We start from the raw sequence: 26097 nt of genomic DNA on the forward strand, positions 1-26097 counted from the left end.
CAGCAGCGGTCCTGCAGATAGTGGCTCAGTGCGCGGCTTGCCCGGCGATCCACGTTTCGAGCACGTTGAGACCCGCATCCACCAGCACCAGATCGGCGCGATAGCCGGGCTCGAGCCGGCCCAACTCACGCTCCAGGCCGAGGAAGGTGGCGGGATACAAGCTGGCCATGCGCGCGGCGTGCGGTAAATCCACGTCGAGCATTTCCAGGGAGTTGCGAACCGCAGTCGCCATGTCGATGTCGGAGCCGGCCAGGCGGCCGTTTTCGTCCACCAGCATGTTGTCATAAGCGACCGAGATCGGTCGGCCCTGCAGGCTGAAGCTCTTGTTGGGCGCGCCGACCGTCGGCATGGCGTCGGTCACCAGCATGAAACGATCCTGGCGCTTGCTGCGCATCGCGATCTTGAGCACGACTGGATCGACGTGATGACCGTCGACGATGATTCCGCACCAGCTGCCTTCATCGTCCAGCGCTGCGCCCACCGCACCCGGCTCGCGCCCGGAGAGTTGTGACATCGCGTTGAACAGGTGAGTGAAGCCGGTCAACCCATGATCGAGCGCGGTACGGATCTCGTCGTACGTGCCATTGGTGTGACCGGCGGAGACGATCACGCCCGCGTCGGCGAGCTTGCGAATGATCTGCGGAGTGGTGCGCTCGGGGGCGAGCGTCACCAGCGTCCTGCCGCCTTTGAGTGACGTCAACAGGCCCAGCGCATCTTCGTTCAGCCAGCGCAGCTTAGTCTCGTCGTGCACGCCCTTGCGCGCTTCATTCAAAAACGGGCCTTCGATGTGGATGCCCAGCACGCCCGGCACGCCAGCCTCGATTGCGTCTTGTGCCGCTTTCACGGCGCGCGAGACCACGTCGAGATCGTCGCTGATCAGCGTGGGTAGAAATCCGGTCGTGCCGAAGCGTCGATGCGCGCGACCGATCTCTCGAATCGACGCGACGCTCGGATCGTCGTTGAACAGCACGCCGCCGCCGCCATTGACCTGTACGTCGATGAAGCCGGGCAGGAGTGTCTGTCCACGCAGGTCGTAAGTGATATCGGCGCGCCACTGGGCATCGCTCGGCACGATCTGCTTGATGCGCGCACCCTCGATGAGCACCACTTGATCCTCGACCCATCCCGAGTCGCGCAGCAGGCGGCCATTGACCAGCGCGAGCGTCATCAGAGCGTCTCGGTCACTTTGTTCAGATGCGGCGGACGATCGGGATCGAAGCCGCGGGCGGGTGCGAGCGATGCGATCATCCGATAGAAACTCTGCACGATGAGCAGCGGCTCGATCACTGCGTGCGCAGAGACAGTCGGCAGTGAGATCGAACCCGTCACTTGCGGGCCAGCGAGCAGCACGTCCGCGCCTCTTGCGACGAAGTCAGCTGCTAGCTTTTCGACGCCGCTGCGGCTCTCGTCGTTCTGAGACAGCATCAACACGGGGAAGCCGCGCCCGACCAGGGCCATCGGTCCATGTTTCACTTCAGCGGCGCTGAACGCCTCGGCGTGCAGGCCGCAGGTTTCCTTGAATTTCAACGCCGCTTCCTGCGCAATGCCGAGGCCGTAGCCACGGCCGACCACGAACAGATTGTTTGCCCGCTGCAGTATCGGCACGGCCGCGGTCCAGTCGAGCTGCCAGGCTTGCTCGAGTTGCTCCGGTGCGTGCATGAGCGAGTCGATCAACGACTGATCCGACGTCCAGCACGCCACGAGATGCACGATGGCGCTGAGCGACGCGATGTAAGACTTCGTTGCGGCGACGCTCGTTTCCGGCCCGGCGCTCAGCGGAATCGTGTGATGAGCGAGCTGCGCGAGTGGCGAAGCCGGCGAGTTGCACAAGGCAATCACGCACGCGCCGTTGCGCTTGGCGTTCTCCGCGGAGGCGAGCAGGTCGGGGCTCTTGCCCGATTGTGAGATCACGAGGAACACGACGCCGCGCAGATCCGGCTGCGCGTCGTACAACGAGCTCATGGAAGGCGCGGCTGACGTCGTCAACAGTTTGGTGTGCGACTCGATCAAATACTTCGCAAACGTCGCCGCGTGATCCGAGCTGCCGCGCGCGCAAGTCACAACTGCGCGCGGGCTCATTTCTCTCAACAGGGCGCCGATGCGGCGCACGTTGACCGCATTGTTCTCCAGCTGGCCGCGCACCACGCTGGGCGCCTGCGCGGCTTCGCTGAACATGCGGCTGTCCGTTCCCATGGTCATGAGGATGCGCTGAGCTCGGCGACGAAATCATAAATATCGCCGCGGTAGAACGACTGTGAGAATTCGACGGCGCGGCCGTCCTTGAGAAAGCCGACACGCTCGACCAGCAAGCCCGCATCCTTCTCTTGTGCTTTCAACAACTGCGCCTGCTCGGCCGTCAGCAGAACAGCACGCAATCGTTGCAAGGCGCGCACGGGGCGGTTGCCGGTGCGCTCCAGGGCTTCATACAACGATGTTTCCACCGCCTCGACCGACGCCAGGCAGTCGGCCAGCACCGTCGCGTACTCGATCGCCATCGGCGCATCGTCGGCGTAACGAATTCGACTGAATCGATACACGGGCGTGCCCGGGCTGGAGCGCAGCGTGAGCGATTCGCCGGGGGTGACCGTGCCGGCCGCGCGATCGAGCCAAACACTACGGGGCTTGCGCCCGCGGGCGCGCATGTCTTCGGAGAACGAGGTCAACTTGGCGAAATTCTTTTCGACTCGATTGGTAACGAACGTGCCCGAGCCTTGCTTGCGAATCAGCAGGCCCTCCTCGACCAGTCCGTCGATGGCCTTGCGCACGGTGATGCGCGAAACGTTCAGCTCTTCGGCGAGATCGCGCTCGGGCGGCAGCGCATCGTCGGCGCCGAGAACGCGGTTTTCGATCGCGAGTCGCAACTTGCGCTGCAGCTGCTGATACAGCGGCAGGGTGCTCGCTTCATCGAGTGGCTGCAGGTGCTCGGAGAGTGGCGTCAAACCGAAGGTCCTCGCGGTTGGAGCTTGCTGTTGTGGTGCACTTCTGGGGTAGGAAGATGCCATTGGAATATTACCAATGCAATACCAATAGCCCAGTGGTTATGCCGGTCTGAACACTCAACCCTTTGTATTTTCGCTACAAAACCCGATCAAAAACTAATGGTACTAGCGGGGCTTGGCTTTTTGCTCAGACTGGTACTATATTGGACCCATATTGGTCCGATTCAAAACACAACCAAGGGGTAGGGAGCGATGAGCAAGAGAAGCACGACTTTGATCGGTGCCGCCGTCACGCTGGCGCTGTTCCAGCAGGCCGCGGTCGCGCAGACGCAGACGACCGATCGCAACGAGGTCGAGGAGGTTGTTGTTACCGGTATTCGCGGCAGCTTGCGCGAATCGGTGGAGACCAAGCGCGAGGCGAGCGCCATCGTGGATGTGATCTCCTCCGAAGACATGGGCAAGTTCCCCGACAAGAACGCGGCCGAGTCGCTGTCGCACGTGCCTGGCGTCAACATCGATCGCCAGTTCGGTCAGGGCGAACGGGTCAGCATCCGTGGCACGGATCCGGCGTTGAACCGCACGCTGCTCAACGGGCAGACGGTCGCTTCCGCCGACTGGTTCATCCTCGATTCGCCGGGCCGCACCTTCAACTACACGCTGCTCGCACCCGAGATCGTTTCGAGCCTCGAGGTTTACAAGAGCCCCGAAGCGCGCATCGACGAGGGCAGCATCGGCGGCACCGTGATTCTCAACACGCATCGGCCGCTCGATCTGCCGGAAAGCACGCTGCGCACCTCGCTCGACTATGCGTACAACGACCGGGCCAAAGAGGGCAAGCCGAACTACTCCGCGCTCTACAGCTGGAAGAACGATGCCGACACCTTCGGCGTAATCGTCACGGCGCTGCGCTCCGAAGAGGAACTGGAGCGTCATGGCATCGAGACTTTCAGCTATCCGACGGCGGGCGGCGCCAATATGCCGGCCAGTGTCGTGGCGGATCGCTCCGCTGTGTTCCCCAACGCGATCAACGCGGCGCTCTTCAAACAGGACCGCATTCGCACCAGCGGCACGATCGGCCTGCAAGTGAAGCCGAGCGACAGCTTCGAGCTGAATCTCACTGGCCTGTACGTCAAAGCGGAATACGACAATTACAACCAGAGCCGCTATGCCTTCTTCGGCCACGGCTTGTCGGCGCCGAACCTCACTCGCGCCACCGTCAACGATGGCTTGATCACCAGCGCCGATTTCTCCAACGGCCTGACGCTGCTCGACGCGATCTCGCGACGCTCGGAAGTGGAAACGTACGCAGTCGATCTCAAGGCTGACTGGCGTGGCGATGGCTGGAGCGCGAGCGGCACCATCGGCACGACTGAAGCCGACGGCGGTACTCAGCAGCAGTATTTCCTCGAGTACGAGGGCCTGGGCGGCTTCTCCTACGACATCGGCAAGGAGCGCGCGGCAGTCACTTTCGACAACGATCCTGCCAATCCGGCGTCCCTGCCCAGCATCGGTTTCGGCCAGTCGCGTCAGCAGCCGACGCATGACGAAGAACAGTATGTGCAGGCCGATTTCACGCGCGACCTGAGCTGGGGTCCGATCAACCAGTGGCTGGTGGGTGCGAAATATCGCGAGCACAAGACCGATCAGGACTCGCGTCTTGGCAACATTGCCGCCAGCGCGCTGGCCGGACAGGGCCTCGATGACTTCGCCGGCGGGCTGACGCCTGGCAACATGCTGGACGGTGCGGACGCGAACTCCGGCCTGGACCGCTGGATGACGGTGGATCGTGGCGCCTTGGAGAGCTTTGTGGCGGGTGCGCCGCTGGTCAATCCGTTCACGACCCCGGTCACGCCGCTGGGCGTCGGCGTATTTACGCCGTTCCCCAATGCCATGTTCAACGTGGAAGAAGAGATCACCAGCGCGTACACGCAATTCAACTTCACCGGCGCGGGTTTCCGCGGCAACCTCGGCTTGCGCTATGTGATGACCGATCAGTCCAGCTCGGGCTTTACCGGCGTAGGTGGGGGCGTCTTCGTGCCCAATTCCTTCTCCAGGGATTACAACGACTGGCTGCCGAGCTTCAACTTCGCGATGGACGTGGCGGATGACGTGGTGGTGCGCTTGTCGGCGTCACGCTCCATGGCTCGCGCCAACTTCGCCGATCTGGCTTCGTTCCTGGAATTGGACAACACCACGAATTCCGGCCGTGGCGGCAACCCCAATCTGGATCCGTACCGCGCCAGCAATTTCGACTTGTCGGCCGAATGGTACCTGGGCAATGAGGGCCTGTTCGCGGTGACGCTCTTCTACAAGGATGTGCGCTCCTTCATCGTCGGCCAGTCCTCGCCCGAGCTGCAGTTCGACACCAACTCCGGACAGACCGAGACCTTCGACGTCACTCGTCCGCGCAATGGTGCGGGCGGCGAAATCCAGGGTTCGGAGCTGACGTATCAGACCAACCTGTGGGGCGACTTCGGTCTGCAGGCCAACTACACCTATGCCGATGGCAGCACGGATGAAGGCTTGCAGCTTCCGTTCAGCTCGAAACACACCATCAATCTCACGCCGTACTACGACAACGGCACCATCAACGCCCGCCTGACCTACGGCTGGCGTTCGAAGTACTTCCGGGAGATTGGCCGCAATGGCGTGGCGGTGACCACCGACGAGTATGCACAGCTCGACGCCGCTTTCGGCTGGCGCTTGACCGAGAATATCGAGCTGACGGCTCAGATTCTCAACATGCTGGACGAGACGCACTACGAGTACGCGGGCGAGGAGAGCCGGTTGCTGAACCTGTACAAGAACGGCCGCCGCTACTTCGCCGGAGTGCGCTTCTCTCTGTAATCGAGCCCTCCGCATGGATCAGGCCGCGGATTGAAACATCCGCGGCCCTGATCCAAGCTCGTGTCCAACGGCAGACCTGTCGTCTGAAGCCGGCGAGTACTCACGCATGAAGCAAAGACGGATGACTGTTGCGAGCCGCACCGTCCTGGGGGCGTTGGCCGCTCTCGTGCTGGCGGCCTGCGACGACCGGGCGCCGCAGCCTTCAACGCCGGCGGTGTCGGAGAAGATCTCCATCATTCCCGCGCCTCGCAAAGTCGAGGCTGGCAGCGGCGTCTTCGAGCTCTCGCAGAACACTCGACTCGAGTTCGGCGACGGCGTCGACGGCCAGCGGCTCGGTGGTTATCTCACCGACTTGTTGCAAAGGACCTACGGCATCGGCTTGGGCGCCGGCGGGAGTTCACCAGGCGCCAATGTCATTCGTTTCGAGCTGACGGCCGGCGAGAGCTCGGCCGACGCAGAAGGCTATTCGCTGTTGTCTTCCCCCTCACGAATCGTCATCTCCGCCGGCGACTCTCGCGGCCTTTTCTACGGCGCAGTGACGCTGTGGCAGCTGTTGTCGAAGCAGCAGAACGGTTTCACCGTTCCTGCCGTCACTATCGAAGATTCGCCGCGTTTTGGCTGGCGTGGCCTGATGCTCGACTCGGCGCGTCACTATCAACCGCCCGAGTTCATCCGCAAGTTCATCGATGTGATGGCGCTGCATAAACTGAATGTGCTGCACTGGCATCTCACCGACGACCAGGCGTGGCGTCTGGAGATCAAGAAATATCCGCGGCTCACGGCAGTGGGGGCATGGCGTGTGCCGGCGGGGCCTGCGGCTGCTGCCGATATCGATCCAGCCACCGGCAAGCCGCGCTTGTATGGCGGTTTCTATTCGCAGGAGGAAGTGCAGGAGATCGTGGCCTATGCGACCGCCCGCAACATCACCATCGTTCCCGAGATCGACATGCCCGGTCACGCCAGCGCCGCCATCGCCGCGTATCCGAAACTGGCAGTGATCGATCGGCCGTCGGCCGATGTGCCAGCCGATTGGGGTGTCTATCCCAATCTATTCAATGTCGAGGAATCGACCTTTCAGTTTCTCGAAGACGTGCTCGCAGAAGTCGTCACGCTGTTTCCGGGACAATATATCCACGTCGGCGGCGACGAGGCAGTCAAGGATCAGTGGCATGCGTCGCGTCGTGTGCAGGCGCGCATGCGCGAGTTGGGCGCGAAGGACGAGCATGAGATGCAGAGCCATTTCATCCGGCGCATGGAAAAGTTCTTGACTGCCAAAGGCCGGCGCATGATCGGCTGGGACGAAATTCTCGAAGGCGGATTGGCGCCGAACGCCACCGTCATGTCATGGCGTGGCATCGATGGAGCCGTTGCAGCCGCAGCCGCGGGGCACAACACGGTATTGTCGCCGCAGCCGACGCTGTACTTCGATCGACGGCCTTTCGATACGCCGAGATCACCCGGTCGCGTCGAGATTTCGACGGTCGAGGATGTCTACTCGTTCGATCCCGCGCCGACGGCGATCAGCGAAGCGCAGCGTAAACATATCCTCGGTGTCCAGGCGAATATCTGGACGGAACATATTCGTACACCGGATCGGGTCGAGTTCATGGCCTTCCCGCGTGCGGCCGCCATTGCCGAGGTCGGTTGGTCGCCGACCCAGGATTGGGCCGGGTTCTCCGCAAGGCTGCCGGCGCAGCTCGAGCGTTACAGGCTGCTCGATGTTCGTTTCGCTGAAGCGCCGTTGCCGAGACCTGTGGATCCGCTCCGGCGCATCAGTCACGAGATGGCGCTGTGTACGGACAAGATCCCGCTGTCGTTGGAGGACGATGCACCGATCGCGGGCGAGCGCGCAGTCTTCAAGGTCGACATCATGGATCCTTGCTGGTTGTTCAAAGGCGCGGACCTTTCCAAGGTCAATACGTTGGTGGCTGCCGTCGGCCAGGTGCCCTTCAATTTTCAGATCGGCGCGGCGGTAAAGGAGATTCCTTTGCACAAGCCGGCGACGCCTGCGGGCGAGCTGGAAGTGCGCCTCGACGATTGCCAGGGCGAGCGCATCGCCGTGCTACCGCTGGCGCCGGCGATTGGTAATTTCGCAGTGACGACTTTGCCGGCGGCCGATATCACTCCGCGCGAGGGCAGGCACGACCTGTGTCTCACGTTCACCCGGAAGAGCATCGACCCGATCTGGGTCATCGATGCCATCGAATTGAAGACCACTGCGGTGGCGGGGACGGAATGAGCAGTTCTGCAAATCTGCTGAAGCTGCACTCGCCGCTGCGCGGCTGGTGCGCGTCGCTCGGCGAAACGCCCGATGAGGTATTCGCGCAGCGCTTCCTGGGTGATGGCGTCGCCATTGATCCTACGGGCGATACGCTGTACGCACCTTGCGATGGTGAGGTTGTGTCGGTCGCTGCGTCCAAACATGCGGTGGCGTTGAGAGCGGATAACGGTGCGGAGATCCTCCTGCACGTCGGCATCGATACGGTTGCGCTCGGTGGCAATGGATTCGATGCTTTGGTTCAACCTGGTGCGCGAGTCAGTCGCGGCCAGCCGCTATTGAAGTTCGACCTCGATGTGCTGGCTCGGGGCGCGAAGAGTTTGATCACGCCGCTGCTGATTACCAATGGCGATCGGTTTGCGGTGGCCAATGCGTGCGTTGGGGTGGCGGTTGAAGTCGGCGATGCGTTGTTCGATGTGGTCGCGACGGGCGCAAACGTTGCTTTGGTGTCGAGCGGCACGGAGCAGGAACAGACGTTGAGCTTCACCGTGCCGTTGGCGCACGGAATTCACGCGCGGCCGGCGGCGTTGATTGCGAACTTCGCCAAGACGCAGGCACTGGAGATCGCAGTGTCAGCGCACGGTCGCAGTGCCAATGCGAGAAGCGCGGTGTCGCTGATGTCGTTGGGCGTGAAGCATGGCGACGAGATGACGCTGACCGCTCGCGGCGCTGATGCAGTCGCTGTGCTCGAGCGGCTGAAGCAACTGGTCCTGGGGATCAAGGAAGCACCGCATGCGAGCGACGCCAAGGTTTCGCATGCAGCGTCGACTAATAACGCAGCGGTCGGGCAGGGCGCTATCTCAACCGTAGCGTCGCCGGCTGCCGGCTCCAACCGGCTGCGTGGCGTCATCGCCAGTCGCGGTCTCGCGGTCGGCCGTGCGGTCACTCTCAAAGCCGCCGAGATCGTCGTCGTCGAAGCCGGTCGAGGCATCGCACACGAGAGCGCCGAATTCGAGCGCGCGCGCGAGGAAGTGCGTACTCGGCTCAACCAACTCGCACAGCATTCGAAAGGCGCGGCAAAAGAAGTCATCACCGCTCATCTCGAATTCATCGACGACTGGGAACTCGTCGCATCGGCTCGACGCGCCATCTCTCGTGGCAAGAGCGCGGCGTTCGCTTGGCGTCGCGCCGTACGGGACAGCGCAGACACACTGCGCGCGCTCGGCGACCCTCGCATGTCCGAGCGAGTCGACGACCTGATCGATCTGGAATCTCAGGTCCTGCTCGCCCTCAGCGGCGAGGCGCCGGCTACAATTCCGCAACTCCCGGATCGCGCCATCCTCGTCGCCGAGGATCTGAAACCTTCCCAACTCGTTTCTCTCGACGCCACCAAACTCGCCGGCATCTGTCTGGCGGCAGGTGGTCCAACCTCACACGTTGCGATCCTGGCGGCCGCGATGGGCGTGCCGGCACTCGTTGCACTCGGCCAATCCGTGCTGAGTGTGGAGGACGGCGCCTGGCTCGTGCTCGACGCCGAGCAGGGCGCGCTCACGATCTCTCCAGATCAAGTGGCTCTAGCCGCAGCAGAACAAACACTGACGCAGCGAAAGCAGCGCCAGCAAACCGAGCGGGCGGCGGCGCACGTCGACTGTCGCACCGCCGATGGCGAGCGCATCGAAGTATTCGCCAATCTCGGCTCAATCGCCGAAGCACAAGTTGCCGTTGCCCACGGCGCAGAAGGCTGCGGGCTCCTCCGCACCGAATTCCTGTTCCTCGAACGCGATGCGCCCCCGAGCGAAGAGGAACAGCTCCAGCAGTACCAAGGCATCGCCAAAGCACTGGAGAATCGGCCGCTCGTCATTCGCACATTGGACATCGGCGGCGACAAGCCAATTGCCTACCTGCCATTGCCGGCAGAAGAAAATCCGGCGCTGGGTCTGCGCGGCGTGCGTACTAGTTTGTGGCGCCCGGATCTGCTGAGAGTCCAGCTGCGGGCCATCCTCAGAGTGCAGCCTGTCGAGCAGTGCCGTGTACTGTTGCCGATGATCACGGATCCGGCCGAGATTCGCGCGGTTCGCCGGATGCTCGACGAAGTGCGTCGTGAGTTGGGAATCGCCTCGGCGGTGGAAGTTGGCGCGATGATCGAGACGCCCGCGTCCGCGGTGATCGCCGGTCGAATCGCCCGCGAAGTGGATTTCCTGAGCATCGGCACGAACGATCTCACGCAATACACGCTGGCGATGGATCGAGGTCACGCCGAGCTCGCTCACCGCATCGACGGCTTGCACCCGGCGGTGTTGAACTTGATCGCGATGACCGTCGACGCCGCCAGCGAGCATGACAAGCTGGTTGCGGTGTGCGGCGGCCTGGCGTCCGAACCGGCCGCCGTGCCCATTCTCATCGGTCTCGGTGTGCGAGAGCTCTCGGTCGTGCCCACACTGGTGCCGCAACTGAAGAGTTTGATTCGCACGGTGACCGTCGACGCCTGTCGCGCGCTTGCAGAACGTGCGCTCGCGATGGATACGGCAGAAGCAGTGCGTGCATTAGCTAATGAAGCTATGACGCCGGCGCGAGGATTGCTGGCCGCGGAATAGCTGAGCTTGCGCAGGGGTGGTGTGATGAAAAATATAATTGCCGGCTTGCAGTCCATCGGCCGCGCGCTGATGTTGCCGATCGCCGTGCTCCCGGTGGCGGCGCTGCTCCTTCGCCTGGGACAGCAGGACCTGCTCGATATTCCCGCGATTGCCGCCGCCGGTGACGCCATCTTCTCCAATCTCGGCTTGCTGTTCGCGATGGGCGTCGCCGTCGGTCTCGCGCGTGAGAATCACGGCGCGGCGGGGCTGGCTAGCGTGGTTGGGTATTTAGTGACAACGAAAGGCGCTGAGGTCCTGATCTCCGTGCCGCCGGAGGTAACGGCGCAGCTGGCTGGGCAAGCACGCGACTTCGCAATCGCGGCGTTTCGCGAACGTGAGCTTGCGAAGCTCAGTGTGCCCGCCGGACTGCTCAATGGTCTGGTCGCAGGCTATCTGTACAACCGTTACAGCGACATTCGTCTGCCGGCCTATCTGGCGTTCTTCGGCGGCCGGCGCTTCGTGCCGATTGCCAGCGGCACGGCCGGCATCGTCCTTGCGCTGGCGTTCGGCTTCGGCTGGCCCGTCCTCGAGCGCGGCATGGATGCGACGAGCGAAGCGGTCCTGGCGTCCGATTCCATCGGCGTGTTCGCCTACGGTGTATTGAACCGCGTGCTCATCGTCACCGGGCTGCACCACATCCTGAATAACGTTGCCTGGTTCCTGCTCGGCGATTACCACGGGGTGACCGGCGACCTGAAACGTTTCTTCGCTGGCGATCCGACCGCGGGCGCCTTCATGTCTGGCCACTTCCCTGTGATGATGTTTGGTTTGCCGGCGGCGTGCCTGGCGATGTATCGAGCGGCTCTTCCGCAGCGGCGTGCTGCTGTGGGCGGCATGTTCTTCTCGATGGCCCTGACGTCGTTTCTCACAGGCGTGACCGAGCCCATCGAGTTTTCCTTCATGTTCCTGGCACCGGTGTTGTACGGCATTCACGCGGTGTTGACCGGTGTCGCGATGGCCGCCATGGATCTGCTGAACGTCCGGCTGGGGTTCGGTTTCTCCGCCGGCTTGTTCGACTACGTTTTGAACTTCGGCAAGGCGACGCAGCCGCTGCTGCTGCTGCCGATCGGTCTGGTGTACTTCGCGCTTTACTACGGCCTGTTCCGATTCTTCATCGCACGTTTCAATCTCGCGACGCCGGGTCGTGAGATGGAGGATACGGCCACCGCAAGCAGCGACGCCGGCACGCAGGACGACGCCGTTCAAGGTTGGATTCGGGCGCTCGGCGGCGCCGGCAATCTGGTTGCTGTCGATGCGTGCACGACGCGACTGCGATTGTCGATCGCCGATCAAAAGGCGGTGAATGAAGCAGCGCTGAAGTCGCTCGGCGCCCGCGGCCTGGTGCGGCCGTCACAGCAAACATTGCAAGTCGTCGTGGGTCCCGTCGCGGATCAGCTGGCTTCGTCTATTCGTGCTGGGTTGAGACTCCCAGCAAGCGTTGCAGCCCCATCGTCGGCATCTAATGTCGGTGCCCCGATTGCCGCGAGCAGTCTCTCCGCCAAACAATTGCTGCAATCGCTGGGTGGTGTCGAGAACATTCGCGACATGCGAGCGGCTGCTAGCCGCATTTGCTTCACGGTTCGCGATGACGCGGCCGTTTCAGCTGATGTTGCCAAGCTTGCAGGCGTACGAGGCATTGCACGGCCGATGACTCATAGCGTTCATATCCTCATTGGCCCGGCCGCGCCCGGCGTGCTTGCAGAATTAGCGCGTCTACGAGTTTGATCGCACCCGACATGCCTGTGGGGATTTGACGGTCAAATTCCAGTAGACGCCGTTCCCTGGCGCCGCCTTTGTAATCTCTTCAGCAATCTTTGCAAGAAGGTGACATGACGTGAGCGGCTGGCCTGCGCCAGGGCCGGCGTCGGCAGCCCTTTGCACGGATTTCCACTATGGTACGGGAGTTGCAATGCTTACCGCATGAACGTGATCGCCCTTCGCGCGCTCCGGCAGGAGTCGCCGGCGGCCGTTTCAGATGTATTGCGCACGGTTGCACCCTAGCGTGGGACAACGACCATGAAACTACTCGTAACCGGCGGCACGGGATTCATCGGCTCGCAACTCGCGAGAGAGGCGCGAGCTCGTGGACATGATGTCGTCGTCACCGGCCTTTTGAATAACGCAGCAGAGCAACAGCGGGCCGACCGCCTCGAGGCGGCGGGCATCCGCGTGACGGATGGCTCATTGCGCGTCCCCTCGTTCGCACGGCTGCTGGTCCACGACCGGGATGCCGTCATCCATCTCGCGGCGGCACAGCACGACGTCGGCGTAAGCGACGATTATTTCTACTCAGTCAATGTCGAGGCCACGCAGATTCTCCTCGAAGCCTGCGTACGGGCCGGAGTGTCTCGCCTTCTCTATGGCAGCACCATCGGCGTGTACGGGGCAGCTCATGGAGCTGCGATCACGGAAGAAACGCCGCTCGCGCCCGACAATGTTTATGGAAGGTCCAAAGCGGCAGCGGAGGCAGTGGTGCGCTCCTTCAGCGACCGCATTGAAACGACCATCGTGAGGATCAGCGAAACCTATGGCCCTGAAGATCTTCGCTTGCTGAAGCTATTCCAGGCTGCGCGTCGCGGCGTCTCGATTCTGGTGGGCGACGGTCGCAATCTGCACCAGCCCATTCACGTGCACGACCTGGTGCGTGGACTGCTGCTTGCAGTCCAGCACCCGGCAGCGAGCAAAGAAACCTTCGTCTTTGCCGGGCCGGCGCCGGTCACTACGCGCGAGATGACGGACGCGGTGAGTGCGGCTGTAGGAACATCGGCGCGACGCATTCGCATCCCGATGCTGCCGCTCGCAGTTGCTGCTCGGATCACCGAGGGCGTTTGCAGGCCGCTTGCAATTCGACCGCCGCTTCATATGCGTCGGCTCGACTTCTTCCGCAAATCGTTCTGGTTTCAGACCACGAAAGCGCAACGGTTGTTGGGCTTCGACGCCAGCATTTCGTTTGAGGCGGGCGTCAGGGACGCCTTCAAGTGGTATGCCGACACCGGCTACCTGAAGAACACGCAACAAGCGGCGGACGTCTTCGCCCGCAACGAACGAGAGCCGCTGGAGCCGCGCGCCGACGTTCCCTTGGCGACGCTGGAGAATGGACAGCTCGCCACGAATGCGGAGCCGCAAGACCTTGCAACGACGCTTGATGTGCACCTCGTGCACATCAACGCCTCACGTCCAGCGCCTACGCACTCGAGCGGGTAAATCGGCGAGGGTAGTTATGCCTGCAGTATTTGGCGCCGTTGGCGCCGTGACAGCTGGTGAGCTCGATGAGATGGGCCGGCGCCTGACGCATCGCGGCGGTCACGCGAGCTGGAATGAAGTCGCTCGAGGCGTCTACCTGGGGCAAGTGGCGAAGAGTCCACAACGACCTCACATCGCTGGCGCGCTCGCGATGGTAGTCGACGCACCCGAGGGACTCTCGCCGGGCTCTACTTCGCGCGTGCTCGAGACGCTCATGCGTTCAAGATCCGCGGAGGAACTTGACCACCGGCTTACATTCCCCTTCACCTTTGCCGTCTGGGACGACGCCGAACAGCAACTGCTGTTGGGACGAGACTTCCTCGGCCTGAAGCCGCTGCATTGGTGTCGGCTGCCCAGCGGCGGGCTCGCTTTCTCAACGGAATACAAAGCCCTGCTGGCGATCAACGAGGTTCCGGCAAGGGCGGATCTGGACGCAGTGCGCTGCTTGCAGATGTACAAGGCGATGCCGGCGGGCAAAACCTTGCTCAAAGATGTCTTTGCAGCGTCGCCAGGAAGCGTGATCCATTTTCGCCGGGATGGAACGACGGCGGCGGACGATCGCATGCCCGATGTGCGGTTGGCGGTCGATCCGATGACGCAGGAGCAGGCCTGTTCGCAGCTCAGGCGCAAGCTCGAACAGGCGACGATGCCGCTGGTGAGCGGTCGATCCCGCATCGGGCTCGCACTGAGCGGCGGCATCGACTCGATGAGCACGGCGTTTCTCGCACGCCGGTGCGCACCAAACGCCGAACTCGTCGCGTTCACGGCCGGTGAGGGGCCCGATGATCCAGAGGTCCGGCGAGCAGCAAGCGTCATGGAGCGCCTGGACGGCGTGCATCACGCAATCGTCGTGCCGAGCGCAGAGCTGATCGCCAAGCTTCCAGCGGCGGTGTGGTACCTGGAGAATCCCATCGGCCGCAGCGAGACCTTTCAGTATCTCGTCCTGGCCAAGCTGGCACGCGACCGCGGCTTCGATTTTCTGCTCACGGGGATGGGCGCTGATCTCCTGTTCGGCGGAATGCCGCGACACAAGGTGTTGTGGATGGCCGAGGTGCTGCCGTTCCTTCGCAAGGATCTGCTTGCATTTTTCGAGGCGACCCAGACCGGCGAGGCGGCCTCACGTCCGCTCGCGCGCTTGATGACGGCTCTTTACTATCGCGGCGGCTTGTCGCCTCCACCCGCTGTCCTCAACTGCGAGCGCGCCTATGAGCCAGAGTTGCTCGCTGAGCCCGGGCCGGAGTTCATCAATCGCTGTCTCATGCTCGACGGGCAAGAGCCGACGAGCCGGACGCTCGCGCGCATCGAGCGTCCCTTCCAGGCCTACGGACTGGATTACGGCTCACCGTTCCTGGACAAGGCCGTGATTCAATTTGCATTCACGATGCCAGGTCACCTCAAGATCCGTCATGGTCAGCAGAAGTACATCCTGCGACAGGCGATGCGCCCATGGATGGCCGATTCCTTGCGCAAAGCGCCCAAGGAGCTCATGCGAATGCAGCAAGGCGGTGAATTCGCAAGCACGCTCCAGTTGCTGGCCGATCAGTTCCTCAGTGTCGAGCGCATCAAGCGCCGCGGCTTCTTTCACTGCGCGGACATCGACCGCATCCGGCGTGCGTGCACGCGCGGTTTCCATCCGGAAACGGCGATGCGGCTATGGACCGCCATCGTCACGGAGATCTGGGCAGAGATCTATCTCGATGGCCGCGGGCGGCATCCTCACACAGCGGCTATGCCGAGCGGGGCAGGTTGGTTCGAGCAGGCGAGTCCAGCACTGCGATAGACGTCTTCGCGGCTGCTACACGCGCGAGCCCATGCCGGCCGCCGAGACTTGAACTCGGCTGCACACGCTCTTGTCATAGTATCTTGAGCTGACGGCCACTATCGCCTCGGAGGGCATCGGCATGTCCAAGTACGGAACAAAAGTTGCCACCGCCGCAGTCGCAATGACTTTGGCCTGTATGGCATGGGGGCAGGAGCCCTCGCCAACGAATCGCTTCATCGCCCCAGATGGCACGGCTCCTCCTGCGCGCAGGCCATCGAAGGTCGCTCCCGATTTCAGGGATGTGGACTTTTCCTCGATGGCTCAGGTCGTTGCCCAGCTGAGCGGTCGCACCTTGGTTGTCGGTCAAGGGGTGTGCGCGCTAGTCACTGCGTCTTGGCAGACCGAGCTTACCGGGGAGCAGTTTTACCAAGAGTTTGTGTCGATCGCGCACGCTCTCGGCTTCATCGTTGTCGAGCAAGGCGCCGTCACGACGATTGCGCTGGATGCTCGCAAAAAATCGTCGTCCTGTGAGAAGTATGTCAATCGGCAAGGCGGCGATGACTGAGATTCCCGAAGAGCCGGTCTGACCGGCTCTTCCTGTTACAGCACCGAGTAGAAGATGACGAGTATCGCCACCGGCACCAGATATCTCGTCGCAGCGTACCAAAGCTTGAACCCAGTCCCATCTCCCAGCCCAAGCTCATCCCTCACGGCCGCACGCGATAAGGCCCACCCGGCGATCAGCGCCACCATCAACCCACCCAGCGGCATCATCAAATTCGACGTCAGATAATCGAGCAGCTCGAACGGCGTGCGCGTCGATTCAACTCCCAGCCAGCGAAGCGGATGCACGTCGCTCCAATGATTGAACGACAGCACCGTGACGAATCCCATCAGCCAGATGACGAGCCCGGTGGAGTATGCCAGCGCCGGGCGCGACCAGGTCGTGTATTCCTCGAGCGCCGCGACGATCGGCTCCTGGATCACAATCGTCGCAGTCAGGGCCGCAAACGAGAGCAGCAGGAACAGCAGTGTTCCGAAGATCTGCCCGTAGGGCATCTGCCCGAATGCCACCGGCAGGGTAACGAAGATCAGCCCCGGCCCCTGCGTCGGTTCCAACCCGTACGTGAACACCAGCGGAAAGATCGACATGCCCGCGATCAGCGCCACCAATCCCTGTGCCACGGCCACGGTGAACACCGCGCGAGTGATGGAATATTCGCGCTTCATGTACGCGCCCATCATCATCATGACGCCCACACCGATGCCCAGAGAAAAGAACGCCTGACCGAACGCCGTCACGACCACGCCAGCGCTGAACTTGCTCCAGTCGACGCTGAACAAAAAGCTCGCCGCCCGTCCGAAGTCGGCAAAGATCGCGGAGTAGATCAGCAGCACGAACAAAATCACAAACCGTAACGGCGTCAGCACGCCCGATACGCGCTCGATACCTTTGTTGATCCCACGCGCGATCACCACAGCCGTCGTCGCAATGATGATCCCCGAGAACAGCAGCATGCGCGCTGGGCTCGACAGCATCTGCTGAAATGCCGACGCAGCTCCCGAAGAATCGATCTCTTTGAAGCCGCCGCGCAGTCCGAAGAAGAAGTAGTCGAGCATCCAGCCGCAAATCACGAAGTAGTAGCTGAGGATCAGAATCACGCTCGCGGTCGCCAGCGCGCCGAACGATTTCCAGAACGGTGCAATGGCATCCCGCGTCACCAGCACATTCATTGTGCCGACGACGCTCTTGCCGCCGTGACGACCGATCAACATCTCCGCCATCAGCGCCGGGATCGCGATCAGGAACAACGCCAGAAAATACAGCGCCACGAACAACCCGCCGCCATTCGCCCCCGCCAGATAGCTGAACTTCCAGACGTTGGCGATGCCCGCCTCGGTGCCGATGGCGATGATCAGGAACAGCAGATTCGAGGACCAGTGTCGCGCGCCCATGCTCACCCGCGGGTTTGGTTCGCGATTTCGAGCTTGCAGCCGGCGTCGGGTGGGTTCAATGCAGGCGGCGCCGTCGCGTCGTTGCGCTCAGTGCAACAAACTTCGGCCGGTGCGCAGATTGACCTGCGGTGGCGGCGGCTTCGATGATACGGCTACGACGACCAATGGAGAAAAGGACTATGTGGCGATGGTGTAAGCGTTCGACGCTGTTGGCTGTGCTGTTGTTGAAGGCGTCGCTCGTGCCCACCGTGTCACTGGCCGTGCCTACTGCGGTTTTCACTCAGGCGACGCCGCCGGCGGGGGCGATCGCCATCGTGGGCGCGTCGGTCGTGAATGTCGAAGACGGCTCGGTCATTCCCAATGCGGTCGTGCTCATCGAAGGCGATCGCATCAAGGCCGTTGGCCCCGCGTCCACTGTGAATCTGCCCGCCGATGTGCAAAAGATCCGCATGGACGGCAAGTGGCTCGCGCCCGGCTTGATGAACATGCACACCCACTTCGGCTTGAAGTTGCCGGGCCCCGCGGGTGCGGCGCTCGAGAACGAGACGGAGATGCAGCTCGTGCTGCGCATGGCGGACAACGCGCGGCAGTCGCTGTACGCAGGCGTCACGACAGTCCGTCTGGTCGGCGAAGAGCATGGCAGTGACTTTGCGCTCAAGGCTGCGATCGATGGCGGCACGGCGCTCGGTCCTCGTATTCAAACTGCTGGTGCGATCATCGCGACAACGGGCGGACATGGCTTCGTCGAAGCGGACGGTGTCGCCGAACTGTCCAAGGCGGTGCGCACGCAGATCAAGAACGGTGCGACGTGGATCAAGGTCGCGATCTCCGGCGGCATCTCCGATTCTCACGGCAGCATCGCCGCGTCGACCATGACGCACGATGAGATGAAAGCTGTCATCGAAGTCGCTCATCGCAACGGCGCGAAAGTCACAGCTCACAACGGCTCGCCGGTGGCGGCGGACGAGGCGCTCGAGCTCGGCATCGATTGTTTCGAGCACGCCTATCACCTGACCGAGAAGCAATTGCGCACGATGAAGGCGAAGGGCGCGTGGCTCGTGCCTACCGCGGTCGTCACGGACGAAGGTGCGATGGAGTTCTTCCGCAAGATCGGCTCGCCGCCGTGGTATCTGGAGCGAGTGAAGAGCACGCGTGTCGATCATCTCAAGATGTTGCAGACCGCGGTGAAGCTCGGCGTGAACATTGCGCTCGGGACGGATCAATTTCCCTTCGAGCCCAACGCCGGCACGACCGCGACGGTGCGCGAGGCGGAGCTTTATGTGACCGCGGGCATGACGCCGCTGCAGGCGCTGCAGGCCGCGACACTCAAACCCGCGACCATGCTCGAGATGGACAAGGAAGTGGGCTCGCTGAAGCCCGGTCACTACGCCGATATCATCGCTGTGAATGCGAACCCAGCGCAGGATATCGCCGCATTGCGCACCATCAACTTCGTCATGAAGGGCGGTCAGGTGGTGCGTCACGACCAGCCGTTGCCGTGAACGCAACGTAATGGCGCGCATGGGACTATTGAATCGGCCTGGCATTCTTCTTAGCGTGTCAGCCGTCGAAGCTTAGAAGGTTTTCAGTATGGACAGGCATTCGGTCCAGTGGCGTGGATACATTCCGGCGATCACAACGCCGTTCACCGGCGACGGAGCGCTCGATCTCGACGCCCTGGATCGGCTGTTGGGCTGGCTGCACCAGGAAGGCATGCACGGCATCATCGTCGGCGGCACGCAGGGCGAGTGGTTCACGATCAATCAGGCCGAGCGCAAGCAGCTGATGCAGGCCGTCGGACGCAAGCTGAGCGGCAAAATTCCTCTCATCGCTGGCTGCAGCGGCTACACCTCGCAAGAAGTGGCGGCCCACGCGAAGCTCGCCGCGGATCATGGTTTCAGCGGCATTCTGGTCACGCCGCCGCCATACATGGTGCCGACCGATCGCGAGATTCTCGCGTTCTATCGTGAAGTCAACGATCAGGTGTCGTTACCGATCTGCGTATACAACTGGCCGCCCGGCACCAACGTCGACATGTCGCTGAAGCTGTTGCAACAGATTGCCGAGTTGTCGAACGTGGTCGCGATCAAGAACTCGACCGCCGATCTGCGCCACTTCGTCGATGTGTTCTTCGCGCTCAAAGACAAGGTCCGCGTGTTTGGCGTGCCGATGAATGACCTGGGCATCTTGCTCGTGCAACAGGGCGCCGACGGCACGATGGGTGCGGGCGCGGTGCTCGGTCGCGAGCTGCCTGATTACTTCAATGCGATTTGGGATAACGACATCCCGCGCGCACGCCGGCTCGGCGAAAGAAACGAAGTATTGATGCGCGCGTGGTTCAACACCGATTACACAGGGCGCTTCGGCTCGGCGCAGGCAATCTTCAAGGCTGCGTTGAACGAGCTGGGCTTGCCCGGCGGTTATCCGCGACGCCCGTTGTTGCCGCTCGAGACCGAAGGCGTGCGCGCCGTGCGGCAGATTTTGATTCAGCTCGGAAAGCTCAGTGCATAAGGAAACATAGGGGGCAAGTCATTGCCGCCGCAGTTCGCCTTCCAAGCCGTTCTCGCTGGAAGAAATCTCCCGTTACGACGAACGGGACCCGGCCTGGTTCTGGAACAACATCGCCTGCGGTGAGCACACCGGCACGCATTTCGACGCGCCCATTGCTGCGCAAACGCGACAGGCGCTGGCCAATCTGAAGGCCGTCTCGAAGGCGGCGGGCTGCACCCCTGCAGACATCGTTCGAATTCGCACCTACGTCGTGAATCACACGCCGGACAAGCTCGGCCCGGTGCTCGGCGAAGTCGGCGAATTTTTCGGTGGCGCCACGCCGCCGCCCAATACGTTCATCGGTGTGGCCGCGCTCGCGCTACCTGATTTCCTGGTCGAGATCGAAGCGACTGCCGCGGTCCCGGAATGAAATCAGCGGACTCTGGTCGCCGCGCCAGTGCGAGTCATTCTCAAAGTCCTGCGTTGTCGCGAAGCCTCACCGACTCAATCGGATTCGCGGCACTTGCTTTCGGTCTCTCTAGGAGAGTAAAAAGCACGGCGAAGGCCAACAGGGGAATAGCACCAGCCGCAAGAAAGACTGGTGCGTAACCATAATGATCGAGTGTCCAGCCGGTGGCCATGGTAACCACCATGCCACCGGCTCCGGCGCCCATCCCGCCCAAGCCCACCACTGAGCCGACCGAATCGCGCGGAAAAGCATCGGCGCACAACGACATCATATTCGGCGCCCATAGCCCGAAGCCCAACATCGCGGTGCTGATGCCGGCGAAAATTAGCGTGATGCTCAGTTCGAACGCCGCAGCGATGCCGGCCGTCATCAGCAACATTCCGATCAGCATCACTGTCAGGCGCGCAGAAATCACGCTCAGGCCGCGCCGACACAACAAATCAGAGAATGCCCCGCCCAGCACGATGCCTACGCCCTGCGCGGCATACGGGATCCACGCGTACTTGCCGATATCCGTCGCAGTGAAGCCAGCGCTGCGAGTGAGATATTCGGGAATCCAGAAGTAGTAGAACCAAACCCACGGATCTGCGAGCACGCGCGCACCGATCACAGCCCACACGTTGCGAGAACGGAGCAGGCTCATGTAGGGCGTGCGCTGGGCAGGTGCGACCGTCTCGTCGCCAATGTGACGAAGCTCTTCGTCAGTGACGGCCGGATGCACGCCTGGCAAGCGATAGAGCCACATCCAGACGGCGAGCCACACCAGACCGACGAGCCCCGTGAGAATGAAGGCCCAGCGCCAGCCCAGCGCGACATTGATCCATGCGACGATTGGAACCGAGATCACGAGCCCGGCGCTGACACCGGCGCTCCATAGGCCAGTCGCAAAGCCGCGCTCCTTCTGCGGAAACCATTCGGAAACCGCTTTGACGCACGCGGCCCAGCTGCCCGCCTCGCCAGCGCCCAACAAGAAGCGAAAGGCGGCGAAGGAGGCGACGCTGCCGGCGACCGCGTGCAGTCCGGCAGCGATCGACCACCAGGCCATGATGAGCGCGAATCCCAGCCGCGTGCCGATGCGATCGATCAGCCAGCCCGTCACCGGCTGCATGAACGTGTACGCGAGCAGGAAGGCCGTGAGAATCGATGCGTAACCCGTGTTGCTGATCTGCAGCTGGTCCCGCAATGTCGGCGCGAGCACGGTCAGCACCTGGCGATCGACATAACTGATCGCCGTGGCCGCGAACAGCAGCAGCACGATCACCCAGCGAAAGTTGGGAATCTTTTTCACCAGTGTTTGTGTCTAGAGCCACCCCCAGGCACACGGATGTGCCCGCCGCCGCAGGCGGCGAGCGCAGGAGCAAAAGTCGCGCCTTTTGCTCTCTGCGCCTGAGCGCGAGTGGCAGGATGCCCGAGTCGCTCCTTATATTTACGCGATCAAGCTCTTCAGGTGCGCCTCGATCCGCAGCATCAATCGATACACGCCGTTCGGCACTTGCCGGCCGGTGCGCGTGATCAGGCTGATGCGCGTCGAGTTCATCACCGGATTCTCGATGGGAATTGCGATCAATTTGCCTTCGCTCAACTGCGGCTGCGCCAGGAACTCCGGCAGGAACGTCAGGCCGCGGCCGCACTTGGCGAAGTCCTTCAGCAGCATCATCGAGTTGGCGATCAGGCCCGGCTCGAGGAACACGGCTTCGGCATGCTCGGCCTCGCGCACGATCTGACGAATGCGAAACGAATCTTCCGGCAGGCCGATGCTGTACTGTTTCAGCTCCGCCAGCTTCACACTCTTGCGGCCGGCCAACTCATGTTTGGGGTGTACGATGGCCTTCAACGGTTGTGACAGCGTTAGCCGCGCGCGGACCTTCGGGTCTTTGGGCACGTCGAAAATGAGCCCGAAGTGAGCCTCGTCCTCGCGCACCAGGGCGACCGCGTCGTTGGTGCCGCTCATCTTCACGCGCACCGTCAACCCTGGAAAGCGGCGCATGAACTCCTGCAGGACTTCACTGAACGCATCGCTGATGAACGCCTCGCCGACCGCAAGGTTGATGGTGCCGCTGCGAATGCTTCGCAACTCCGCAACCCGCGACAGGAACACTTCTTCGTGAGCCTGCATCTCGCGGTAGTAAGCGAAGGCGGCGTTGCCCGCTTCTGTCAGCTTGATCTTGCGGCGTCCGCCTTCGATCAAGCGCATGCCCAGTTCCTTCTCGAGCGCGGCAATCTGCCGGCTGATGGATGAGGTGGCGACATTCAGCTCATCGCTGGCCGCCCGCATCGTCCCGAGCCGCGCTGCCTCGTACAAATAGCGCAGTCGAATTTCCCCGTGCATGCGTTCTCTCCGATAATTGCAGTAAACGCAACGAAGTCGAGTCTATGTTGAGGTCGCGCCCGGATTCAATCAGCTCCAGACTATTCTTCCCCGACAGGCAGCCAACCGGCTGGACGGTCGGCTCGGAGCCCTGAAGAACAATGAAACGCGTCAACGTGGTGGTGCTCGGCGGCGGCCTGGTGGGCTGCGCGGCAGCGTATTACCTCGCGCGGCGTGGCGCCGGCGTGCTGTTGGTCGAGCAGGGCGATCTGAATCGCGAAGCTTCCGGCCGCAATGCCGGCTCGCTGCACTTTCAGCTGGAGTACCGGCTGATCCGCTATGGCGACGAGTTGGCGTCGCAGTTCGCCCAGATCATTCCGCTGAGCCTGGTCGCGCTTGCAGACTGGCGCGGGCTGGAAGCCGAGTTGCAGGCCGACCTCGAAGTCGGCATGCACGGCGGCTTGATCGTGGCTGAGTCGGAGGCTGATGTGGCGCTGCTGGAAAGGAGGCAGGCACTGCAGGAGAAATGGGGGCTGGCGTCCCAGTTGCTGTCGGCTGCGGAAGTCCGTCGGATGGCTCCGTACCTGGCTGAGAGCGTCATCGCCGCCGGTTACTTTCCGCACGAAGGTCATGCGAACCCTCGGTTGGTCGCGCCGGCGTTTGCACGGCGTGCGGAAGGTCTGGGAGCGACTATTCAGTCGCAGACTCGGGTGACGGGGCTCATGCGGGATGGCGCTCAGTGGGTCGTCACCTTGGTCGATCGTGAAGGACTTGTTCGAGAAGTGAGTGCCGACGCTGTGCTCAATGCGGCCGGTGCTTGGGCTGGTGAGATTGGCGCGCTCGCGCATTTGCACTTGCCGATTTTTGCGGTGCCCTTGTCGATTAACGTCATTGAGCGCGCGGCGCCGCTGATTCCGCATCTCGTGCAGCACGCGAGTCAGCGGCTGACGCTCAAACAAGTAGCAGCTGGAAACGTCTTGGTAGGCGGTGGTTGGCCGAGCCGGTTTTCGCGCGAGGGCTCGACGATGAGTGCGCGTCGGCGCGCAGAGCCCGTGGTCGAGAATGTGACGGCGAATCTAACCCTGGCTGCGCGGCTCGTGCCGGCGATTGGCGGTTTGCATTTGTTACGTTCGTGGACGGGAATTACTGGAATCACGACTGATCAGATGCCGTTGCTCGGTGCGGTGCCGGAAGCGCCGGGGTTGTTCGTCGCAGCGGGTGGTGCGGCGTTTACGCACGGGCCGACATATGCTCGGCTTGTGAGTGAGTTGATCCTGGATGGACGGCCGTCGGTGAGCATCGATCTGTATAGTCCGGCGCGCTTCAGTCACATCAATAATTTCATGGCGTCGGTGTGATGAGCCAACAACATCATCATCGCAGTTGTCTCACGCGCCTGCGCAGCTCGCGGCAAAGGAACGAACGTGAGTAAGCGCATCACGGTGGGTGTCGCGCGACCTGCGGCGGTGACCGTTTTCATCAATGGCCGGGCGGTCGAGGCCTATGTAGGGGAATCGGTGCTGACTGCGCTGATTGCTGCCGGCGTGCTGACCACATCGCGCGATAGCTTTGGCAGACTGCGCACGCCCTTTTGCAATATGGGCGTTTGTTTCGATTGCCTGGTCGAAGTGGACGAAGGCGAGGGCGCTTCGTCCCGCGTTCGCGCGTGTTTGACGCCGGTGCGTGCTGGGTTGCGTCTCGTTGTGCCGGAAGGTCATTGATGGCGGCGAACGATCAGCAAGGGAGTGATGCGACTTGCGAGGTCGCCATCATCGGCGCTGGCCCGTCCGGCCTGGCCGCCGCGGCGGTGCTTCGCGAGCATGGCGTCGGTGTGACTGTCATCGATGAGCAGCCGCGCGCGGGTGGTCAGATCCTTCGTCAGCCGCCGAAGAGTTTTTCCGTTGCGCATTGGCTGCCGGCGAAGCTGTACGACCGGGTCAAGGCCGCGCTGCATGCGGTGAGCGAGCAGCCGCATATCGATTGGCGGTTCCAGTCGACGGTGCTTGGGATCATGCGGCCGTCGCCGTACAGGCGATCGGGCGGTGGTGCGCACGAGCTCTGGATCCAAGGGCCGGCCGGTTGTTACCTGTTGCGCGCGAATGCCGTGCTGCTGGCGCCAGGCTGTTACGAGCGTCCGCTTGCGTTTCCGGGCTGGACGTTGCCGGGCGTGATGGGGGCTGGTGCGATTCAGGGCTTCGTGAAGAGCCAGCAATTCGTGCCTGGCAACCGTTTCGTGCTCGCGGGCAGTCATCCATTGCAACTCGTCGTCGCCGATCAATTGCTGACTGCGGGCGCGCACGTCGCAGCCGTCGTGTTCACGCAGCGAAGACAACAAGCCTGGCGGATGTTGCGCCATCCGTTCGTGGCGCTCAGACATCACCGGCAACTACTGGAAACATCCCGAATCCTGCGCCGACTGCGCCGAGCCGATGTGCCAGTCGTCTTCGGCCACACCATCGTCCGAGCGGATGGCGCGAACGCCGTGGAGAACGCGACGATCGCCGAGATCAATCCAAGCGGCGTTACAGATCGTCACAAAACCCAAGTCTTCGAGTGCGATCGCATTGGCGTCTGCCACGGTTTTCTTGCTTCATCAGAATTGGCGCGACAGGCCGGCGCCGACATGCATTGGAAAGATCACGCCGGCGGCTGGGTGGCTCGTCATGACGATTGGCTCGAATCGAGCATCAGGAACCTGTTCGTGGCCGGCGAGATCACCAGTGTCGACGGCGCCGACGCCGCGCTGGAAAAAGGCCGCATCGCGGCGGTTGGCATCCTGCGCTCGCTAGGCCGCATCGACGACAATCGAGCTCGCAACCTGGCAGCGGTCGCGAGGAAACGTTTGTCACGCCTGCAAGACTTCGCCGCCGTGCTCCAGCAACTCGCTCAGCCTCCCGCGAACCTCGCGCTGCAAGCAATGAGCGACGACACCATCCTGTGTCGCTGCGAGTCCATCAAGCTGGGCGAGTTGCAACGGGCTCTCGCAGATAACGAACATATCCTCTCTGCCGATGCCGCCAAGCTGCTGACCAGAGTCGGCATGGGCCTTTGCCAAGGCCGACTGTGCGGCGACAACGTCGCGCGCGTAATCGCCGAAACGAGAGGTCTGCAGCCCAACGAAGTCGGGCCTTTCCAGGCACAAGCGCCAGTGAAGCCCGTGCCGCTCGCCGCACTCGTGCGCGGACGTTGCGGCTGAAGCAACGAACGCACGCAGCCGGTGTAATTGCAGTCG

The 26097-nt window shown here is 62.4% G+C and carries 18 protein-coding genes and 1 pseudogene; 13 read left to right on the forward strand and 6 right to left on the reverse strand.

Features of this window, described 5'->3' with window-relative positions:
* Positions 1-25: 25 nt before the first annotated feature.
* The 3 genes from nagA to EK373_RS09690 are packed head-to-tail and all read right to left on the reverse strand — an operon-like array spanning position 26 to position 2939.
* A complete protein-coding gene (nagA, locus tag EK373_RS09680; protein ID WP_129642462.1) occupies positions 26-1168 on the reverse strand; it encodes an N-acetylglucosamine-6-phosphate deacetylase in 1143 nt (380 codons plus the stop codon).
* On the reverse strand, positions 1168-2199 hold the full coding sequence (locus EK373_RS09685) for an SIS domain-containing protein (protein WP_198683188.1): 1032 nt from the start codon (positions 2197-2199) through the stop codon (positions 1168-1170). The genes nagA and EK373_RS09685 overlap by 1 nt, the downstream gene beginning before the upstream one ends.
* A complete protein-coding gene (locus tag EK373_RS09690; protein WP_198683189.1) occupies positions 2196-2939 on the reverse strand; it encodes a GntR family transcriptional regulator in 744 nt (247 codons plus the stop codon). The genes EK373_RS09685 and EK373_RS09690 overlap by 4 nt, the downstream gene beginning before the upstream one ends.
* Before the next feature lie 252 nt (positions 2940-3191).
* Here EK373_RS09690 and EK373_RS09695 point away from each other — a divergent pair, with 252 nt between their 5' ends.
* From EK373_RS09695 to EK373_RS09725, 7 genes are all read left to right on the forward strand, one after another.
* On the forward strand, positions 3192-5786 hold the full coding sequence (locus EK373_RS09695) for a TonB-dependent receptor (protein WP_129642464.1): 2595 nt from the start codon (positions 3192-3194) through the stop codon (positions 5784-5786).
* Positions 5787-5892: 106 nt separating this feature from the next.
* Positions 5893-8025, forward strand: coding sequence for a family 20 glycosylhydrolase (locus EK373_RS09700; RefSeq protein ID WP_232831057.1), 2133 nt, complete (start codon positions 5893-5895; stop codon positions 8023-8025).
* On the forward strand, positions 8022-10598 hold the full coding sequence (gene ptsP / locus EK373_RS09705; RefSeq protein WP_129642465.1) for a phosphoenolpyruvate--protein phosphotransferase: 2577 nt from the start codon (positions 8022-8024) through the stop codon (positions 10596-10598). Before EK373_RS09700 ends, ptsP begins: the two co-directional genes overlap by 4 nt.
* Before the next feature lie 24 nt (positions 10599-10622).
* On the forward strand, positions 10623-12362 hold the full coding sequence (gene nagE, locus EK373_RS09710; RefSeq protein ID WP_129642466.1) for an N-acetylglucosamine-specific PTS transporter subunit IIBC: 1740 nt from the start codon (positions 10623-10625) through the stop codon (positions 12360-12362).
* A gap of 291 nt (positions 12363-12653) precedes the next feature.
* Positions 12654-13841: an NAD-dependent epimerase/dehydratase family protein gene (locus EK373_RS09715; protein ID WP_129642467.1), complete on the forward strand. Its 1188-nt coding sequence runs from the start codon at positions 12654-12656 to the stop codon at positions 13839-13841.
* Positions 13842-13857: 16 nt separating this feature from the next.
* Positions 13858-15660 (forward strand): asparagine synthetase B family protein, encoded by a 1803-nt coding sequence (locus EK373_RS09720; protein ID WP_198683190.1) that lies wholly within the window; start codon positions 13858-13860, stop codon positions 15658-15660.
* A 121-nt stretch (positions 15661-15781) separates the two neighbouring features.
* Positions 15782-16207, forward strand: a complete 426-nt coding sequence (locus tag EK373_RS09725; RefSeq protein ID WP_129642469.1) for a hypothetical protein — start codon at positions 15782-15784, stop codon at positions 16205-16207.
* 35 nt (positions 16208-16242) lie between these two features.
* Here EK373_RS09725 and EK373_RS09730 read toward each other — a convergent pair whose 3' ends face one another.
* Positions 16243-17598 (reverse strand): sodium-dependent transporter, encoded by a 1356-nt coding sequence (locus tag EK373_RS09730; protein ID WP_129642470.1) that lies wholly within the window; start codon positions 17596-17598, stop codon positions 16243-16245.
* A gap of 179 nt (positions 17599-17777) precedes the next feature.
* Here EK373_RS09730 and EK373_RS09735 point away from each other — a divergent pair, with 179 nt between their 5' ends.
* The 3 genes and pseudogenes from EK373_RS09735 to EK373_RS09745 all read left to right on the forward strand — a co-directional run.
* Positions 17778-19100, forward strand: a complete 1323-nt coding sequence (locus EK373_RS09735; protein ID WP_129642471.1) for an amidohydrolase family protein — start codon at positions 17778-17780, stop codon at positions 19098-19100.
* Positions 19101-19188: 88 nt separating this feature from the next.
* Complete coding sequence (locus EK373_RS09740; RefSeq protein WP_129642472.1) at positions 19189-20109, forward strand: dihydrodipicolinate synthase family protein; 921 nt, start codon at positions 19189-19191, stop codon at positions 20107-20109.
* 46 nt (positions 20110-20155) lie between these two features.
* Positions 20156-20518: pseudogene (locus EK373_RS09745) on the forward strand (Rid family hydrolase); the annotation flags it as partial.
* Between the two features lie 40 nt (positions 20519-20558).
* Here the strand turns inward: EK373_RS09745 and EK373_RS09750 are convergent.
* Both EK373_RS09750 and EK373_RS09755 read right to left on the reverse strand, forming a co-directional pair.
* A complete protein-coding gene (locus EK373_RS09750) occupies positions 20559-21845 on the reverse strand; it encodes an MFS transporter (RefSeq protein ID WP_157994296.1) in 1287 nt (428 codons plus the stop codon).
* Positions 21846-21983: 138 nt separating this feature from the next.
* Complete coding sequence (locus EK373_RS09755; RefSeq protein WP_129642475.1) at positions 21984-22886, reverse strand: LysR family transcriptional regulator; 903 nt, start codon at positions 22884-22886, stop codon at positions 21984-21986.
* Between the two features lie 140 nt (positions 22887-23026).
* On the opposite strand from EK373_RS09755, the gene EK373_RS09760 reads away from it, so the two are divergent.
* The 3 genes from EK373_RS09760 (at position 23027) to EK373_RS09770 (ending at position 26061) form a co-directional block, all read left to right on the forward strand.
* Positions 23027-24223 carry an NAD(P)/FAD-dependent oxidoreductase gene (locus EK373_RS09760; protein ID WP_129642476.1) on the forward strand — a complete coding sequence of 399 codons (1197 nt, stop codon included), beginning with the start codon at positions 23027-23029 and terminating at the stop codon, positions 24221-24223.
* A 66-nt stretch (positions 24224-24289) separates the two neighbouring features.
* The gene (locus EK373_RS09765; RefSeq protein WP_129642477.1) at positions 24290-24586 is read left to right on the forward strand and encodes a (2Fe-2S)-binding protein; all 297 of its coding nucleotides are present in this window, start codon (positions 24290-24292) and stop codon (positions 24584-24586) included.
* On the forward strand, positions 24586-26061 hold the full coding sequence (locus tag EK373_RS09770; RefSeq protein WP_129642478.1) for an FAD-dependent oxidoreductase: 1476 nt from the start codon (positions 24586-24588) through the stop codon (positions 26059-26061). The genes EK373_RS09765 and EK373_RS09770 overlap by 1 nt, the downstream gene beginning before the upstream one ends.
* The last annotated feature ends 36 nt before the right edge of the window (positions 26062-26097 follow it).

The sequence above is a fragment of the Peristeroidobacter agariperforans genome, assembly GCF_004138335.1.
GTDB classification, from domain to species: Bacteria; Pseudomonadota; Gammaproteobacteria; order Steroidobacterales; family Steroidobacteraceae; genus Steroidobacter; species Steroidobacter agariperforans.